At 63.3% G+C, this 17,888-nt stretch carries 14 protein-coding genes; 7 read left to right on the top strand and 7 right to left on the bottom strand.

The window, feature by feature from the left end:
• Window positions 1-7 precede the first annotated feature (7 nt).
• Window positions 8-817 (top strand): metallophosphoesterase, encoded by an 810-nt coding sequence (locus ACIROY_RS21020; RefSeq protein WP_402343978.1) that lies wholly within the window; start codon window positions 8-10, stop codon window positions 815-817.
• A 45-nt stretch (window positions 818-862) separates the two neighbouring features.
• Here ACIROY_RS21020 and ACIROY_RS21015 read toward each other — a convergent pair whose 3' ends face one another.
• From ACIROY_RS21015 to ACIROY_RS21000, 4 genes are all read right to left on the bottom strand, one after another.
• On the bottom strand, window positions 863-3,721 hold the full coding sequence (locus ACIROY_RS21015; RefSeq protein WP_402343975.1) for an EAL domain-containing protein: 2,859 nt from the start codon (window positions 3,719-3,721) through the stop codon (window positions 863-865).
• Window positions 3,722-4,197: 476 nt separating this feature from the next.
• Window positions 4,198-5,313, bottom strand: coding sequence for a CobW family GTP-binding protein (locus tag ACIROY_RS21010; RefSeq protein WP_402343972.1), 1,116 nt, complete (start codon window positions 5,311-5,313; stop codon window positions 4,198-4,200).
• Between the two features lie 13 nt (window positions 5,314-5,326).
• Window positions 5,327-5,974 (bottom strand): GTP cyclohydrolase II, encoded by a 648-nt coding sequence (gene ribA, locus ACIROY_RS21005; RefSeq protein WP_402277861.1) that lies wholly within the window; start codon window positions 5,972-5,974, stop codon window positions 5,327-5,329.
• Between the two features lie 173 nt (window positions 5,975-6,147).
• Window positions 6,148-7,389 (bottom strand): MFS transporter, encoded by a 1,242-nt coding sequence (locus tag ACIROY_RS21000; RefSeq protein WP_402343969.1) that lies wholly within the window; start codon window positions 7,387-7,389, stop codon window positions 6,148-6,150.
• 98 nt (window positions 7,390-7,487) lie between these two features.
• Between ACIROY_RS21000 and ACIROY_RS20995 the strand changes: the two genes are divergently transcribed.
• Complete coding sequence (locus ACIROY_RS20995; RefSeq protein ID WP_402343966.1) at window positions 7,488-8,462, top strand: LysR substrate-binding domain-containing protein; 975 nt, start codon at window positions 7,488-7,490, stop codon at window positions 8,460-8,462.
• A 1-nt stretch (window position 8,463) separates the two neighbouring features.
• Here the strand turns inward: ACIROY_RS20995 and ACIROY_RS20990 are convergent, their stop codons facing one another.
• Together ACIROY_RS20990 and ACIROY_RS20985 are read right to left on the bottom strand one after the other, a co-directional pair.
• Complete coding sequence (locus ACIROY_RS20990) at window positions 8,464-9,495, bottom strand: DUF4105 domain-containing protein (RefSeq protein ID WP_402343963.1); 1,032 nt, start codon at window positions 9,493-9,495, stop codon at window positions 8,464-8,466.
• A 5-nt stretch (window positions 9,496-9,500) separates the two neighbouring features.
• A complete protein-coding gene (locus ACIROY_RS20985; RefSeq protein ID WP_402277864.1) occupies window positions 9,501-10,226 on the bottom strand; it encodes a hypothetical protein in 726 nt (241 codons plus the stop codon).
• Between the two features lie 340 nt (window positions 10,227-10,566).
• Between ACIROY_RS20985 and ACIROY_RS20980 the strand changes: the two genes are divergently transcribed.
• The 5 genes from ACIROY_RS20980 to ACIROY_RS20960 all read left to right on the top strand — a co-directional run bounded on the left by ACIROY_RS20980 (window position 10,567) and on the right by ACIROY_RS20960 (window position 15,197).
• A complete protein-coding gene (locus ACIROY_RS20980; protein ID WP_402277865.1) occupies window positions 10,567-10,848 on the top strand; it encodes a DUF4148 domain-containing protein in 282 nt (93 codons plus the stop codon).
• A 371-nt stretch (window positions 10,849-11,219) separates the two neighbouring features.
• Window positions 11,220-12,263 (top strand): sensor histidine kinase, encoded by a 1,044-nt coding sequence (locus ACIROY_RS20975; protein WP_402343960.1) that lies wholly within the window; start codon window positions 11,220-11,222, stop codon window positions 12,261-12,263.
• A gap of 22 nt (window positions 12,264-12,285) precedes the next feature.
• Window positions 12,286-12,933 carry a response regulator transcription factor gene (locus ACIROY_RS20970; RefSeq protein WP_402343957.1) on the top strand — a complete coding sequence of 216 codons (648 nt, stop codon included), beginning with the start codon at window positions 12,286-12,288 and terminating at the stop codon, window positions 12,931-12,933.
• Between the two features lie 144 nt (window positions 12,934-13,077).
• Window positions 13,078-13,506, top strand: a complete 429-nt coding sequence (locus tag ACIROY_RS20965; protein ID WP_402343954.1) for a response regulator transcription factor — start codon at window positions 13,078-13,080, stop codon at window positions 13,504-13,506.
• Entirely contained in the window at window positions 13,503-15,197 is a 1,695-nt protein-coding gene (locus ACIROY_RS20960; protein WP_402343951.1) for a putative bifunctional diguanylate cyclase/phosphodiesterase, read from the top strand. Before ACIROY_RS20965 ends, ACIROY_RS20960 begins: the two co-directional genes overlap by 4 nt.
• Before the next feature lie 126 nt (window positions 15,198-15,323).
• Here ACIROY_RS20960 and ACIROY_RS20955 read toward each other — a convergent pair whose 3' ends face one another.
• Complete coding sequence (locus ACIROY_RS20955) at window positions 15,324-17,558, bottom strand: NADP-dependent isocitrate dehydrogenase (protein WP_402277870.1); 2,235 nt, start codon at window positions 17,556-17,558, stop codon at window positions 15,324-15,326.
• Between the last annotated feature and the right edge of the window lie 330 nt (window positions 17,559-17,888).

The following is a 17,888-nucleotide window of genomic DNA, read 5'->3' as shown; positions in this document are numbered from 1 at the left end:
CTTTCGCATGAAAATCCAGATCGCCTCCGACCTGCATCTCGAACGCATGACGCCGTCGTTCCCCGGCTATCGCGCCATAGAGCCGACCGACGCCGACCTGCTGATCATCGCCGGCGACATCCACAATGGCGATGCAGCGATTGCCGCCTTCGCCGGCTGGCCGGTGCCGGTGCTGTATGTGCACGGCAACCACGAGGCCTATGACGCACAGTACCCGCAAGTGGTCGAAGATATCGGCCGCAGCGCGCAAGCCTCGGACGGGCGCGTGCGGCATCTCGAAAATTCGGTTGTGATGGAAGACGGCATACGCTTCCTCGGCTGCTGCCTGTGGACCGACTATGCCCTGCAACAAGAAGGGACGCCATCGCTGACGCTGGACGCGGCGATGGAACAAGCCGGCAAGATCCTGTTCGACCATCGCGTGATCACCATGCCGGGCGGCGCGTTGTTCACGCCGCAGGATGCCTTGCAATTGCACCGGCGTTCGCGCACCTGGCTGGAGCAGCAACTGGCGCAGCCTTTCGACGGCAAGACCGTGGTGATCACGCACCATGGTCCGCATCCGCAATCCATCCATGAGCGCTTCGCCGGCTCGGCGCTGAACCCCGGCTTCATCAGCGATCTGACGCCGCTGCTGGCGCAGGCGGATCTGTGGGTGCACGGCCATGTACATGACAGTTTCGATTACACGGTGGCAGGCTGCCGCGTCGTGACCAACCCGCGCGGCTATGCGCTCAACCTGAAGCAGGCGGCGACATTGGAAGATGTTGAGTGGGAGAATCCGGCCTTCAATCCGCAACTGGTGGTCGAGATCTAGGCGAGAAGAAGAAGAAGAAGAAGAAGAAGAAGCGGATGGCCGGATTCAGCGCGCGCTGAACTCCAGCGTGGTGACGAGCGTGTCGTTCTTTTCCTGCAGCAGCTCGGCGAAGCGCTCGGCCGGCACCGGCGGGCTGAACAGATAACCCTGCATCTCGTCGCAGCCGTGCTGGCGCAGGTAGGACAGCTGCTCCTCGGTTTCCACGCCTTCCGCGATCACGTGCAGCTTGAGGCTGTGCGCCAGCGAAATGATGGACACCGTGATCGCCGCATCGTCGGCGTCGAGCGTGATGTCGCGCACGAAGGACTTGTCGATCTTGAGCACGTCGATCGGGAATTTCTTCAGGTAAGACAAGCTTGAATAGCCGGTGCCGAAGTCGTCGATCGACAGATGCACGCCGAGGTCCTTGAGTTCGCGCAGGATGCCGATGGCGTGTTCGACGTCAGTCATCACCAGGCTCTCGGTCAGTTCCAGTTCAAGGAAATCAGCGTCCAGCCCGGTCTCCTGCAACACCTTGGCGATCGACGAGACCAGGTCCTTCTGCACGAACTGGCGCACCGACAGATTGACCGAGACGCGCAGATTTCCCAGCCCGGCTTCCTGCCATGCGCGCGCCTGTGCGCAGGCGGTGCGGATCACCCATGAGCCGATCGGCAGGATCAGGCCGGTCTCTTCGGCCAGGCTGATGAAGCGCGCGGGCGACACCATGCCCAGCTCCGGATGGTTCCAGCGAATCAGCGCCTCCATGCCGACGATGCGGCCGCTGCGCAGATTGATCTTGGGCTGGTAATGCAGCAGGAATTCATTACGCTCCAGCGCGATGCGCAAATCTCCTTCGATGCGCAAGCGCTCCAGCGCCTGTGCGTTCATGGCCGGCGTGTAGAACTGATAGTTGTCGCGGCCGCTTTGCTTGGCGCGATACATCGCGATGTCGGCGTGCTTGACCAGCACCTCGGCTTCGCGGCCGTCATCGGGATAAGCCGCCACGCCGATGCTGCAGGTCGGGAAGAAGGTATGGCCTTCGATCGTCATCGGCGCCGCCACGGCTTCCTGGATGCGATGCAAGTGGCGCGTGTCGAGGCCGATGCCGGTGTACTCGGACATGACGATGACGAACTCGTCGCTGCCCAGCCGTGCAATGGTGTCGGTGTCGCGCACCGCGGCGCGCAGGCGGCCGGCGATGGTTTTCAGCAGCAGGTCGCCGGCCTTGTGGCCGAGCGTGTCATTGACAAACTTGAAGCGGTCGAGATCGACGAACACCACCCATAGCGAACGCTGGTAACGCTCGGCGTAGGCCATCGCTTCTTCCAGCACCTTGCGCAGCATGTTGCGGTTGACCAGGCCGGTCAGGACGTCGCGGTTGGCCTGGAATTCCAGTTCCGCTTCGTAGCGCTTCATCGACGTGATGTCGTACAGCGCCGCGACGAAATGCGTGACCGTGCCTTGTTCGCTCTTCACCGGCGCGATGTACAGATCGTTCCATACCTCGGCGCCGCTCTTGTTGTGGTTGCGCAGCACGACGTTGCCTTCGCGCTGCTCGCGCATGGCGCTCCAGATTTCCTCGAAACCGTGGGCATGGCCATCGGCGTTGTCGCTTTCCAGCAGGCGGATGCTGTGCCCGATCACTTCGCCGGCGCTGTAGCCGGTGATGCGCTCGAACGCCGGATTGACGTATTCGATCGGGTAGTCGGGCGCAGTCGCCTGCATGATGATGATGGCGTTGGCGCTCGCTTCGATGGCGCGCTGGCGCAGCTGCAGCGCGTGCTCAGCCTGCTGGCGCGCCTGAATGTCTTCCTTGAGCAGCACATTGGTCAGGCGCAGCTCGGCGGTGCGTTCGTCGACGGTGCGCTGGATGCGCCGCGAGCGCATCGACAGCGTGTACAAATAGGCCGCCGCCAGCAGCGTGAGCAAGGTACCGGCGCCGAGGATCAGCAGCGAGCTGGAATGATTGGCGGTCAGCGGGATCGGCGCCGATTTGGCTTCCAGATGCCAGGGCTGGCCGGCGATGTTGAAGGTGCGGCGGATGCGCACCGGCTTGCGGTAACCGAGCCACGACGGCAGCAATGTTTTGGCGGCGGTGCTGTCGCTGCGGTAGACCAGGTCGGCCGGATCGGCGTGCTCGCCGATGTAGACGCTGACGTCGACGTCTTCGCGGCGCAGCGGGCCGACCGCACTGAAAATCCGTTGCAGCAACACGCGTGCATGGAACACCGCCGTGGTGTCGCCGATCACCGCCGCCTGGCGCTGCGCCAGGGTGTCGAGCGGCATGCCGGCGCGGTACACCGGCATCAGCACCAGCAGGCCGCGTTCATTGGTGGATGCCTGAGCAAGCCGGAACGCGCCGGTCGATACCGGCTTGCCGCTGTCGATGGCTTGCTGCAGCGCCTGCATGACGGTGGCGTTGGCCGACATGTCGAGGCCGAGCGCGGGACGGTTGCCTTGCAGCGGTTCGAGGTAGTCGACCACCAGGTAGCGCTCGCGGATCGGCGAAGGCACAGTCTTGCCTTCCACCAGCGCGCTGATGCCGAACCCGGGGTAGCGCGCCTGCATGGCGTTCTCGAAACCGGCGCGCTCGCCGCGTGTGACGAAGCGCTGGAAGCTGAACGCCTGCACGTGCGAGTACTTCTCGATCAACGGCGCGGTGAAGGTGTGGAATTGCTCGCGGGTGGGATTGTCGACGGTGGCGAACAGGCGGTTGATGACGGTCAGCACCTGTACCGCTTCTTCCAGTCCGCGTTGCAGCGTGGTCACGCGCAGCAGCGCGCGCCGCTCGAAGTCGAGATTGAAGGCATCATCTTCCAGCTTGCATGTCGCGAGGAACAGCAAGGCGGTCACGCCAAAGCCGATGACCAGTGTCAGCGACACCGAGATCGAGGCTCCTACGCGTTTGATCGCTTTGTACATGCGGGGATGACATTTTTCGTGACCGGTATGAAGCCATCATAAACGCGCCACCCTCTGCGCAGACGCATTATTGATTAATTTTTTTCCAACTTTATTGAAGGAAAGTTTACCGCGATGGGAGCGCCGGAAGGCTTCACTAAAACTGCGCAGGGCTGTCCTACAGAGAAAACTCCGGGCCGGCGCAGCACCTCACCAGAACGGGGCGCGCCGCAATGCAAAACGCGCCACAAAATGCGGCGCGCTGTTGTGTCCTGCAGGAAAGTTTACTGACAGGCGCAATGCTGCAACTGCGGCATTTTTACCACGCAGCGTGCTTGCCTTAGGGCCTGTTAACAATCAATTTACGAATGCGAACGCGCGGCAGGCGTTGACTGCCTGGGCGCAGCGACGCGTCGTAGCGGTGCTACCGAAGTTGCAACACCTTGGAGTTGCAACTTCGGCAGGCGACGCCTGCAACCGTTCCCGAAGGGTTGTTATCAGGCCCTAGTCTGCCGTTGTTCTTGCTCGATCGCCTGCGCCTGCATGAATGCCTTGAAGGAACGTTCGATGGTGGCGCGCTCGATGTCCTTGGTGATGAACACGATGCGCGTGCGGCGGTCTTCCGACGGCCAGGCAGGCAGCGTCACGGTCGGGTGGAAGATGTGCTGCACGCCATGGATCACGGTCGGCTTGTCTTCGCCCTCGAGATTGATGATGCCCTTGATGCGCAGGATGTTCTGGCCCTTGAAACCGACCAGCAGACTCAGCCATTCGTCGAACAGATGCGGCGCGATCGGCTGGTCGAAACTGAAGCAGAAGGCGCGGATGTGATCGTCGTGGCGGTTGATGTCGTGACCGTGGTCGTGACCGTGGTGATGATGGCCGTGCGCATGATCGTGGTCGTGCGCATGCGGCGGCTCGTACGCTTCTTCGCTGAGCCAGCGTTCGACGTCGGGGGTCTTGTCGGCGGCGCGGAACAGGCCGGCGTCGAGCAGTTGCTGCGGCGCCACCTGGCCTTGCTGCGACAGGATTTGCTGCGCACCCGGATTGATCTGCTGCAGGCGCGCCTGCAGATCCTGCAACGCGGATGCATCGGCCAAATCGCTCTTGGTCAACAGCAAGCGGTCGGCGACCGCGGCCTGTTGCACCGCTTCGATATGGTTGTCCAGCGTCTGGTTGCCGTTGACGGCGTCGACGGTAGTAATGACGCCGTCGAGCCGGTATTTCGACGCGATGAAATTGTCGGTCATCAGCGTGTGCAGGATCGGGATCGGCGAGGCCAGTCCGGTGGTCTCGATGATGACGCGGTTGAACTTGCGCTTGCCGCCTTCGGCGAAACGCCAGGTGATGTCCTTGAGGGTCTTCTTGAGGTCGCCGCGGATGGTGCAGCACAGGCAGCCGCTGCTCATCTCGACCACGACTTCATCCTGGCTGTGCGCCACCAGCAGATGGTCGAGGCCGATCTCGCCGAACTCGTTGATGATGACCAGCGTGTCCTTCAATTCGGGCTGGGCCACGAGGTAGTTCAGCAGCGTGGTCTTGCCGCTGCCGAGAAAACCGGTCAGCAGCGAAATCGGGATCAGTGCGGGCGTGTCTTGGGTCGTTTGTGTCATGCGCGGGTCCGCTTCAGTCATTGTCGTGCGACGGCAGCAAATGGCCCAGCTTGGTGGCCTTGGTGCGCAGGTAGCGGATGTTGAACGGATTGCGGTTCTCCACCAGCGGCACGCGCTCCAGCACCTCGATGCCGTTTTCCACCAGGGCGTTGACCTTGCGCGGGTTGTTGGTCATCAGGCGCAGGCCCTTGATGCCGAGATGTTCGGCCATCGGCACCACCATGGTGTAGCGCCGCATGTCGGCCGGGAAGCCCAGCTGCAGGTTGGCTTCGACCGTGTCGGCGCCGCCGTCCTGCAGATGGTAGGCGCGCACCTTGTTGAGCAGGCCGATGCCGCGGCCTTCCTGGCGCAGGTAAAACACCACGCCGCGCTTTTCCCTGGCGATGCGGCGCAGGGCGGCTTCGAGTTGCGCGCCGCAATCGCAGCGCTGGCTGAACAAGGCGTCGCCGGTCAGGCATTCGGAATGCACGCGCGCCAGCACCGGTTCGCCGTTGCCGACGTCGCCCAGCACCAGGGCCAGGTGTTCCTTGCCGGAAACGTGGTCGACGAAGGCGTGCAGTTGGAAAGTGGCCCACGGCATCGGTAATGCGCAGGAGCTGACGAATTCCAGGTTTTCTTCCGGAATGACGACGTCTGTTTCGATGTTTTCTGGTGACGACATGATGAACCTATGTAATTGCCTGGCGCCGTAATTTGGCGCAACCGCCTATCTTACAACGGGGCTCCGTTTATTTCAGGCTGGCCCGCGGTTCTTCAAGCCCGGAGCGGCGTTTTTTGTTGTAAACGCAAGCGCGGCCCGAAGGCCGCGCTTGCTTCACCACTGTATGGAACCGCTCAACGGTCGCGATTCTTGCCCGGCAGCAAACGCACCAGCAAGGCGCCCAGCGAAGCCACCGTTGCCAGACCGACCACGCCGATCCAGCCCCATTGCGCCAGCAGCAGGCTGCCCAGCGCCGCACCGGCCGCCATGCCGACGAACATGCCGACAAACAACACGGCGTTAAGACGGCTGCGGGCGCCCGGTTCGATGCTGTAGACGATGGTCTGATGCGCCACCAAGGTGGCCTGCACGCCGAGGTCGAAGCCGATTGCCGCCAGCGCCAGCAACCACAACTGACCGCTGGTCGAGAAGGCCGGTCCGAACGCCATCGCCACGAAGGACAGGATCGCCAGGCCGATGCCAAGGCGGGTCACCAGCTCAGGACCTTTCTTGTCCGAGATGCGGCCGGCCAGCGGTGCAGCCAGCGCACCGGCCGCGCCTGCCAGGCCGAAGGCGCCGGCGGCGGCGCTGCCCAGATGGAATGGCGCGGCATGCAGCATCACCGCCAGCGTCGACCAGAAGGCGCTGAAGCCGACCGACAGCAAACCCTGCGCCAGTGCGGCACGACGCAGCGCCGGATGCTTTTGCACCAGCTTGCCGAGCGAGCCCAGCAAGGCGCCGTACGACAGGTGCGTGGTGGCCTTGAAGCGCGGCAGGCCGCGCCATGCGGCGACGCCGATCAGGGCGATGCTGACCGAGGCGGCCACGAACATGCTGCGCCAGCCGAAATGCTCGGCGACGAAGCCGCTCAGCACGCGCGACAGCAGGATGCCGAGCAGCAAACCGGTCATCACGGTGCCGACCACCTTGCCGCGATGTTGCTCCGAAGCCAGCGTGGCGGCGGCCGGGACGATGTCCTGCGCCAGCGTGGCCGACAAGCCGATCGCCAGGCTGGCGACCAGCAGCACCGCGATACCCGAGGATGCGCCGGCCAGCAGCAAGGCGCCGGTCAACACGGCGGCCTTGATCAGGATGATGCGGCGGCGATCGTAGCGGTCGCCCAGCGGGGCCAGCAGCAGGATGCCGAGCGCGTAACCGAGCTGGGTCAGCATCGGCACCATGCCGATGGCGCGGTCGGAGGCGCCGATGTCGGCGCCGAGGATGCCCAGCATGGGCTGCGAGTAATACAGCGAGGCCACGGCCAGGCCGGCGCCGGACGACAACAGCAGCATCAGCGAGGCCGGCAGCTGGTTGACAGGCGCGGCGGGCACGGCCGCCGCGCTGTGACTTGTATGCGTGTTCTGAATGGAAGACATGATGGCTACCCCTTTATTGGTTTGACGGAGTGGAGTTTGCGCGCCATTGCTGCGCTGCGGTAGTGGCATCGCATGCAGAATTGTTATACGCTCTACGTATGAGCAAAGCGACCCTTTCGGCTCCGGCCGCCCTTCCGCCGTCTTCCAGCACCGCCGACCGCATCGAGCTGATCCAGACCTTCGTGCGCATCGTCCAGGCCGGCAGCCTGTCGGCTGCTGCGAGCCAGCTCGGCACCACGCAGCCGACCATCAGCCGCCGCCTGCAGCTGCTGGAGCGCTCGCTGGGGGTGCGTCTGTTGCAACGCTCCACCCATGCCATGAAGCTGACCGAGGACGGCGAGCGTTGCTATGAGCGCGCGCTCGACCTGCTGGCCGGTTGGGAATCCTTCCAGTTCGACGTGCGCGGCGCCGGCGTCGAGGCCGAGGGTTCGCTGCGCGTAGTGGTGCCCAATGCCTTCGGGCAACGGCAACTGATCGCGCCGCTGGCGGAATTCATGCGGCGCCATCCCGGCATCACGGTGGAATGGCTGCTGTACGACCGCGTCGCCGATTTCATCGCGCACGGCATTGACTGCGCGATTCAGGTCGGCGAAGTCAGCGATCCTTCGGTGGTGGCAATCCGGCTGGCCGAGGTGCCGCGCATGATGGCGATTGCGCCGGCGCTGCTGGCGCAGTATCCGGCGCCGGCTCACCCGCGCGACCTGGCGGCGATGCCGTGGCTGGCGATCCCGCAGTTCTACCGGCGCGACGTCACGCTGAAAAATACCGTCACCGGCGAAGTCGCCGAGGTGGCGTTCCAGCCGCGCCTCAGTTCCGACAGCCTGTATGCGCTGACCAACGCGGCGGTCGAAGGCGTGGGACTGCTGCTCGGCTCGGCCTGGCTGCTGGCGGAACACATGGAGCACGGCCGGCTGGTGCCGCTCTTGCCCGAGTGGGAAGCGGCGCCGCTGCCGGTCTCGATCATCTATCCGTATGCGCGCTTCTATCCGGCGCGGCTGCGCTACTTCATCGACACCATGCGCGAGGCGATGCCGGCGGCGGTGGGCAGCGCGGCACGCTGGCCGGCGCGCTGAGTTATTTTTTTACGGATGGGACGCCTGGAATGCCGACGCGGATCAATTCCGAAAAGCGCGCATCGTTCCCTGCCGCCAGCGCACGCTCGGTAATGCGGCCGCGCGCATGCAGCGTGGCGTAGTCGAATCCCGGCGCCAGACCGCCGACGTCATGGGCGTATTCCGCCAGGTAGCCTGAAGCCAGCAGGCGATAGTCGAACGGCAATTGCGGATTGATGGCGCGCGCCAGATCGAACACGATGGTCGTGCAATTGCTGGTCAGGGTGTTGTAGAAGGCCGGCTCGCGTTCGAGCTTGGCGGCTTCACCGGCATAGCCGACGAACAGCTTGCGCAAGGTGGCCGGCTCGACCTGCAGGCGATAGAAATACACATCCTCGCCGCGTACATTGCTGCGCACGCGCACGATGTCGCGCTCGTCGCTGGCCACCAGCACCGTCTCGAACTTGCGGAAGAAGCCGCCGAGCGCCGAAAAACTCTCGCCCTTTTCCTTGCGGATCTCCACCGAAAACGTCAGGTAGCGGCCGTCGTCGAAACCGAACGACACCAGCGTGTGCGCAATCGCCGGTCCCATCCAGTACGACAGCACCAGATCGGCCGTGACCAGGCGGTTGAGATCGTAGTCGCGGGTTTCCCAGCGCACGGTGTAATCGGTCTCGCTGCGCCAGTCGAAGTTGCGCACGTTGGTCAGGCGCGCGTGGTTGCCGTCGATGTCGATATGCAAAAGGCGTGCAACGTCGTCGGCCCAGACGCGCTCATGCGAGGGCTTGAGCGTGCTCCACCAGCCCAGCATGCCCGCGAACAGCACGGCAAAGCCGAGCAGCGGCCACCAGCGTCGCCGCCACAAACCATTGAGCGCAGCCAGCACCGCCAACGCCAGAACGACGACCGCGACCGTCCGGATCTGCGCCGGCGCCTGCAACTGATACCACAAGGCGAAGCCGGCCCACACGCCGGCCAGCGTGGTCAGCACGCTGAGCAGGAGACACAGCGCGATGAAGAAAAATGTGCGGACGCGACCGCCCTGCTCGTTCATGCGATTCACTGCCGCCGCATCACCATCTGCACCGATCCCTGGCCGTGGCATTCGAACGCCAGCGAGACGTCGGTCAGCAGCTTGGCAGTACACGTGGTCTGCTGGTCGAGCCAGCTCAGCGTGCTGCCGCTGACGGTGCCGCTGGCGCTGATCGGCACGGTCGGGAAGTTGCCTTCCATGGTGCCGGTGATGGCGGCCTTGCCCGCCGCGGTAGTGGCAAAGCTGAGCGTCCAGCGCTGCGCCGAGCCGAATGAATTGTTGCCGGCGCCGGCCCACTGGCCGTCAAACTGCGTCGGCTTGAGTTCGGGGTTCTCGGGCTTCTTTTCCACCGGCACGGGCGTCATCGCGACCTGCTTGCATACCTGGCAAGTGATCTCGGTGATGTTGGCGCGGCTGATCTGCTTCTGGCCCCAGATGGTGTCGACGCCGGTATTGCCGTTGACCAGCACGTTGAAATACGGCGTGCCGTCGACGTAATAGTTGACCTTCGAACAAGCCGGTGCGGACGAGGTAAAGCGCAACTCCGACGCATACGAACCGAGGGTGGTCGCCTCCACCGGCTTGACCGCAATTGAAGCGGAGCACGTGCCCACGCTCTGCTGGCAATCGCAACTCGGTTCGGCGGCGCGTGCAGAAGGCGCCGCAAACGCGGCGGCAACCAACAAGAACGGCAGCAGGGCCGTTTGAACGCGCCTATGAGATCGCTTGATCTGATAAAACAATTCCATCATCGTTGACTCCCCCTTTTTGGATGCCGGCCCTCCGAGGCTGACACTTTTTGCTTGCAACACCGTCGGGCCATGGTACACCGCCGTGTCGCGGACACCATGCGCCGCGTGGGCGGCTGCGGCGGATCGCATGATTCCGGACGGCATCCCCAAGCTGAACACATGCTGAGAAAAACCTGACGCCCGCATGACCGGATTGTCATATGTTCGTCATGCTTCTGTCCGACAGCGCGGCGCAGAATGTGTTCCACGATGACCGCGGCCCCCCTTCACATTACCCCCTCTAGCCCTGCAGTCTGCATGGCTGACTGCGGTCGTCGCCTGACTTTTTGGAGAACACACCATGCGTAAATTATCCCTCGCCTTCGCCGCCCTGGCCCTCACTACCGCTGCCGGCGCCTACGCCGAAGCCCCTTATCCGGTCGACCAGCCCTTCGTTTCCAGCGTCAGCCGCGCCCAGGTCAAACAGGAACTGATCCAGGCCGAGCAGCAAGGCCAGATTGCGGACGGCGACAACTATCCCGCCACCACGCAAGCGTCATCGCATCTGAGCCGCCAGGACGTGCGCCAGGATTTGCAGCACGCGCAGAACATGCATGACGACGCCACGTACGCCGGCGCCTGATGACTGATCAGTAACGGAAGACTCCGGCTTCGCGGTACGTGATGCGAAACCGGCAAAGGCAACACCAGCGGCTGTGGCGCGCGTGATGGGTAGACATCAGCGCGCGCCGGCCGCATCATCCATCCTGACCGTCGCCTGCCGGTCACGGCGTCACAGAATCACAAACATGCCTCCCGATCCAATCCGGATTCCGGCTACCTATACTTTGGTTTAAGTCGTCTATCGCCGGCGAATTGCTTGCTTTATACTGGCCCGCAACACTGACCGCCGGCGGACTCCTGACTCGTGTTTCCCAAGAGCAGCGCCAGCTTCGCAAGCGTGCAGACAACAATAAATCCCAGAGAGTCTCCTCCATGTCGGAACCGGAACGTATGTCGCTGCTGCAGCTGATGGCCGGTGTGCTCGCGCTGGCGATCTTCCTGGTCGACGCGCTGACGCCGCTCGATATTGCCATTGCCGTGCTGTACGTCGCCGTCATGCTGATCGCCGTGACCGCCTGGCCGCGCCGCGGTACGCTGGTGGTGATGGCCGGGTGCATGTTGCTGACGGTGGCGGCCTATGTCATTTCCTACGGCTTCGCGATTGTCGGCGGCTCCTTCGCCCGCATGCTGGTGAGCATCGTCGCCATCGCCGTCACCACTTTCCTGGCGCTCAAAGGCCAGGCCGCCACCAGCCGCCTGCTGTTGCGCGAGGAGGCGCTGAGTCGCGCGCAAGCGCAATTGACCCATGTCACGCGGGTGACCATGCTGGGCGAACTGGCCGCCTCGATCGCGCATGAAGTCAATCAACCACTGGCGGCCATCAACGCCAACGGCGAAGCCTGCCTGCGCTGGATCGACCGGCCCCAGCCGGAACTCCAGGAAGTACGCGCCTCGGTGGTCGGCATGCTGGAAGACGCCACCCGCGCCAGCGAAGTGATCCGCCGCGTGCGCGTGCTGTCGCGCAAGAGCGAGCCGAGTTACGCGCCGCTGGCGATCAACGCCATCGTCGCCGAAAGCGCGACCCTGGTGCAGCGCGAACTGGCGCGCCACGACGTGCGCCTGACGCAGCGCCTGACCAACGGCCTGCCGCTGGTGCACGCCGACCGCGTGCAGCTGCAACAGGTCATCATCAATCTCATGATGAACGGCATGCAGGCCATGGAAGACATCCCCGCGCCTCAGCGCGAACTGGTGCTGGAAACCTCGCTGATCGGCGACGACCGCGTCGCCGTCACGGTGCTCGACTGCGGCCACGGCATCGCGCCGGCGCACCGCGACAAGCTGTTCGATCCGTTCTTCTCGACCAAGGCCGAAGGTATGGGCATGGGCCTGCCGATCTGCCGCTCGATCATCGAATCGCACGGCGGCCGCATCAAGGTGATCGACGGCGTCGACCACGGCGCGGCGCTGCAGTTTTCGCTGCCGTCCATCTGATTTCATTGTTAACCTGACCGCCATGACCGCCGTGACTACCTCCGACAAGCTTGCCGACAGCGCCATGGTGTTCGTGGTCGACGACGATGCCGCGATGTGCAAGGCGGTCAGCAACCTGCTGCGCTCGTGCGGTCTGCAGGCCGAAACCTTTTCTTCCGCCGCCGAGTTCCTGCAACGCCAGCCCCACTCTTACCCTGGCCCGGCCTGCCTGGTGCTCGACGTGCGCCTGCAGGGCGTCAGCGGCCTCGACTTCCAGGTGGAATTGCAGCGCAGCGGCAACGCCCTGCCGATCATCTTCATGACCGGCCACGGCGACATCCCGATGAGCGTGAAAGCGATGAAGGCCGGCGCGGTCGACTTCCTGTCCAAGCCCTTCCGCGACCAGGATCTGCTCGACGCCGTGAACCACGCTCTTGAGCGCAACCGCGCCAGCCTGGCCGAGGACAAGAACAGCGCCGACCTGCGCGGGCGCTTCGCCACGCTGACCGCGCGCGAACGCGAAATCATGGGCCTGGCCGCTTCCGGCCTGATGAACAAGCAGATCGCCGGCGAACTCGGCACCAGCGAAATCACGGTCAAGATCCATCGCGGCAATGCGATGAAGAAGATGCAGGCCAGGAGCTTCGCCGATCTGGTGAAGATGGCGCAGGCGCTGGGACTGCCTTCCTGACCAGCACGGCCCACCGCAAAGCCACGCCGGAAGCGGCTTTTCGGTCCTAATACCATCGTATGATTTCGCCGCCGTAGCAAACCCTCTATTCTGATTGCAAGCGATGGAGCTCTTCAGCTCCGTCCATGCAACCGGATGCTTCAATTGACCACACCCAACCTACGTACCATCGGCATAGTGGATGACGATCCCTTTGTGCGCACTGCCGTTTCCCGCCTGGTGCGCTCGCTCGGCATGCAGGCGCAGGCGTTCGCTTCGGCCGAGGAATTCCTGCAGCAGCGCGGTTTCGAGATCGTCGACTGCGCCATCACCGATGTCCAGATGGGCGGCATGAGCGGCCTCGAGATGCAGGACCAGCTGCTGGCCGACGGCTGCCGGCTGCCGCTGATTTTCATCACCGCCTTTCCCGAGGAGAGCATACGCCGGCGCGCCATGGCGGCCGGCGCCAGCGGATTTTTCAGCAAACCCTTCAACGCCGGCGAACTGGTCAGTTGCATAGAACGTGCACTGGCCGCGGCTACCGTTGCAGATACAGTTGCGCCGGACCGGCAACATGACAAGGATCCATCATGACTTTCGACGTCCAGGCGCGCAGTTTCCTGTCCACTACTCTGGCGCCGCGACGCCTGCCCGGCCGACGTTTTCAGGCGGCCGCCGCCGGACTGTCATGGCAGTTCCTGCGGCGTCATTCGCGCTGGTCGATCTACGCGCTGCTGCTGCTGGTAATCGGCGCCAGCATCGCCTTGTCGGTGGTGATGGAGCGCACCGTCGGCGACATCCGCCACCGCACCGAACAGATCGCCGCAGACCATGCGCCGGACGGCGCCAGCCTGGAAGACAACAGCGCCAGCGCCCAGATGATGGGCACCGCCAATGACGTCATGCGCATCACGCGCCTGGTGCATCTGTTCGACCTGCTCGCGGTGCTGACTGCCGGTTTCATGATTTATCACATCCGCGCGCGCCTGCGCACCGAGTCGCAGCTGGCGCACCAGGCCGATCACGATCCGCTCACCGGCCTCGCCCACCGGCGTTCCTTCGAACGCCGCCTGCGCCAGTTGCCGGCGCATGCGCACACCGTGGTGCTGGGCACCATCGACCGTTTCGAACGCGTGGTCGGCGGCTTCGGCCATGCCTTCGGTGACCGCATGATGCAGGACGTGGCCGAACGCATACGCGTGTGCGCCGAGAACTTCGGCGCCGAAGTCTATCGGCTCGATGGCGCGAATATCGCGATCCTGTTCCGCACGTCGCAGAGTCATCCCTCGTTCGAGGAAGCGCTGCATGCCTTGCAGGTACAGATGCGCACACCCTTCATCAGCGAGCGCCATGAAGTGGTGTCCAGCCTGAGCCTGGGCTACGCCGAATATCCGCGCCACGGCGCCGAGGCCGCGCGCCTGCTGAAGAACGCCGATGCCGCTCTGCAGGCGGCGCGCCAGTCGGGCGGCGATGCGCGGGTGGGCTATTCGGAAGACCTCAACGCCCAGGCCGACCTGCGCCTCGACCTGGAAGCGCAACTGCGGCACGCGGTCGAGCGCGGCGAACTGGAACTGCATTACCAGCCGCAGCAATCGCTGAGCAGCAACCGCCTGGTCGGCTTCGAGGCGCTGGTGCGCTGGCGCCGCAACGGCGAGCTGGTGGCGCCGGACAAGTTCATCCCGCTCGCCGAAGAGACCGGCCTGATCATCGGCATCGGCGAATGGATCCTCTACGAAGCCTGCCTGCAAGGGCAGCTGTGGAAGCGCATCACCGGCAACGACCTGACCATGGCGGTGAACATCTCGCCGCGCCAGTTCAATCATCCCGGCTTCTTCGACATGGTGCGGCGCGCGTTGGCCGACACCGGCATCGCGCCGCACAACCTGGAACTGGAAATCACCGAAGGCGTCATGATGGACAACGTGCAGCGCTCCATCGAGCTGCTGTGCAAGTTGCGCGGACTGGGCCTGAAACTGTCGATCGACGATTTCGGCACCGGCTATTCGAGTCTGGCCTACCTGAAGCGCTTCCCGATCACCAAGCTCAAGATCGACCAGTCCTTCATCCGCGAACTGCGCCCGCAGTCGGAAGACGCCGCCATCGTGCAGGCCGTCATCGGCCTCGGCCACAACCTCGGCGTCGAAGTGATCGCCGAAGGCGTGGAGACGCCCGAGCAGCGCGAATGGCTGCGCCAGTGGTCGTGCGATGAAGTGCAGGGTTATTTGTACGGTCGTCCGCGTCCGGCCAATGCAACGCCGCAGGAATTGTTCGCCCTCGCGGCGTGAACAAGCCGGCGCAGCGAATAACGCGGAGAGAATAAAAAAGCGGATCTGCCGTACTGCGCAGATCCGCTTTTTTTCGCCTTGCTTCAGCCCGGCTTCGGGCTGATGTCAGGCTTGTTTCAAACGTGTTTACTTCACCGAAGCCAGTGCCGCGTTGAGCGTGGCGCTCGGACGCATGACTTCGCTGACCTTCTTCGGATCGGCCAGGAAGTAGCCGCCGATGTCGACCGGATTGCCTTGCACTGCCTTGAGTTCGCCGGTGATCTTGGCTTCGTTCTCGGTCAGTGTCTTGGCCAGCGGCGCAAACTTCGCCGCCAGTTCGGCGTCTTCCTTTTGCGCTGCCAGTTCCTGCGCCCAGTACATCGCCAGGTAGAAATGGCTGCCGCGGTTGTCCAGCTCGCCGGTCTTCGGCGAAGGCGACTTGTTGTTGTCCAGCAGCTTGCCGGTCGCGTCGTCGAGCGCCTTGCCCAGCACTTGCGCCTTCTTGTTGCCGGTCTTGATGCCCATGTCTTCCAGCGACACCGCCAGGGCCAGGAACTCGCCCAGCGAATCCCAGCGCAGATGGTTTTCTTCCACCAGTTGCTTGACGTGCTTCGGCGCCGAACCGCCTGCGCCGGTTTCGTACATGCCGCCGCCGGCCATCAGAGGCACGATCGACAGCATCTTGGCGCTGGTGCCCAGTTCCATGATCGGGAACAGGTCGGTCAGGTAGTCGCGCAGGATGTTGCCGGTCACCGAAATGGTATCGAGACCGCGGATGACGCGTTCCAGGGTGTAACGCATGGCGCGCACTTGCGACATGATCTGGATGTCCAGGCCCTTGGTGTCGTGATCCTTCAGGTAAGTCTCGACCTTCTTGATCAGTTCAGCTTCGTGCGGACGGTACGGGTCGAGCCAGAACACGGCAGGCATGCCGGAGTTGCGGGCGCGGGTGACGGCCAGCTTGACCCAGTCGCGGATCGGGTCGTCCTTGACCTGGCACATGCGCCAGATGTCGCCTTGCTCGACGTTTTGCGTCAGCAGCACTTCGCCGGTGGCGAGGTCGACGATGTTGGCCACGCCGTCTTCGGCGATTTCAAATGTCTTGTCGTGCGAACCGTATTCTTCCGCCTTTTGCGCCATCAGGCCGACGTTAGGCACGGTGCCCATGGTGGTCGGATCGAAGTTGCCGTTGGTTTTGCAGAAGTTGATGACTTCCTGGTAGATGCGGGCGAAGGTGCTTTCGGGGATCACCGCCTTGGTGTCTTGCGGCTTGCCGTTGGCATCCCACATCTTGCCGCCGATACGGATCATGGCCGGCATCGATGCGTCGACGATCACGTCGTTCGGCGCGTGCAGGTTGGAAATGCCCTTGGCCGAGTCGACCATGGCCAGCGACGGACGGTGTTCGTGACAGGCGTGCAGGTCACGGATGATTTCTTCCTTCTTCGACGACGGCAGGGACTCGATCTTTTCGTACAGGTTGACCAGGCCGTTGTTGACGTTCACGCCCAGTTCGTCGAACAGCTTGCCGTGTTTGGCAAACGCTTCCTTGTAGAAAATCTTGACGGCGTGGCCGAACACGATCGGGTGCGAGACCTTCATCATGGTCGCCTTGACGTGCAGCGACAGCATCACGCCGGTCTTGCGTGCATCTTCGAACTGCTCTTCATAGAAGTCGCACAGCGCCTTCTTGCTCATGAACATGCTGTCGATGATTTCGCCGGCTTTCAGGGCAACCTTGGCCTTCAGGACCGTGGTCTTGCCGCTCTTGCCGATCAGTTCCATCTTGACGTCGCGTGCGGCGCCGATGGTCATGGACTTTTCACCGTGATAGAAGTCGCCGTGGGTCATGTGCGCCACGTGCGAACGCGATGCCATGCTCCATTCGCCCATGCTGTGCGGGTGCTTGCGGGCGAAGCGCTTGATCGATGCTGGTGCGCGGCGATCGGAATTGCCTTCGCGCAGGACCGGGTTGACGGCGCTGCCGAGCACTTTGGAGTAGCTCTTCAGGATCTCTTTTTCTTCGTCGGTCTTCGGATCTTCCGGCACATCAGGAATGGCGTAACCGCGCGATTGCAGTTCGCGCACGGCGGCTTGCAACTGCGGCACCGAGGCGCTGATGTTCGGCAGCTTGATGATGTTGGCGCTTGGATCCTGGGTCAGCTTGCCCAGTGCGGCGAGGTTGTCGGGAACGCGTTGTTCAGGTGTCAGACGGTCCGGGAATTCGGCCAGAATCCGCGTGGCCACCGAGATATCGCTTTCAACAACGTTGACGCCGGCCGGCGCGGTGAACGTTCTGATGATGGGCAGCAGAGAGTAGGTCGCCAGCAGTGGCGCCTCATCAGTCAGCGTATAGATGATGGTGGAATTATCAGTAGTCACGGTGATGTCCTTGCGGGGTTGGTGTTTGATGAGCCGTCTGGGAGGCTGCCGCACCATCAAGGGGGCCGGACGAGGCGAAGCGGACGATACGGGTAGTACCTGGCTTGCCTGCCCGACGGCGCAATGCGTCGGATTGATGTTGCAACAACTTCATATTGTATTGGCACTTCCTTTCATGAACCTGTAAGGAAGCAAGGGCGTTTCCTGCTGCCACTGCCTGAGCACCAACACAAAAACAACCGGTATTTTAGCCCGAAACCGTCGAAAACCGTTGAAGACCGGGCCTGAAGGCTTCGAAGAATGCCTTGCCGGACTGCATCTTTGGCGTCC

The sequence above is a fragment of the Herbaspirillum sp. NPDC101396 genome (assembly GCF_044767365.1).
Taxonomy (GTDB): Bacteria; Pseudomonadota; Gammaproteobacteria; order Burkholderiales; family Burkholderiaceae_D; genus Herbaspirillum.
Note: the sequence above shows the minus strand (reverse complement) of the source record. Positions and strands in the feature narration are given on the sequence as shown.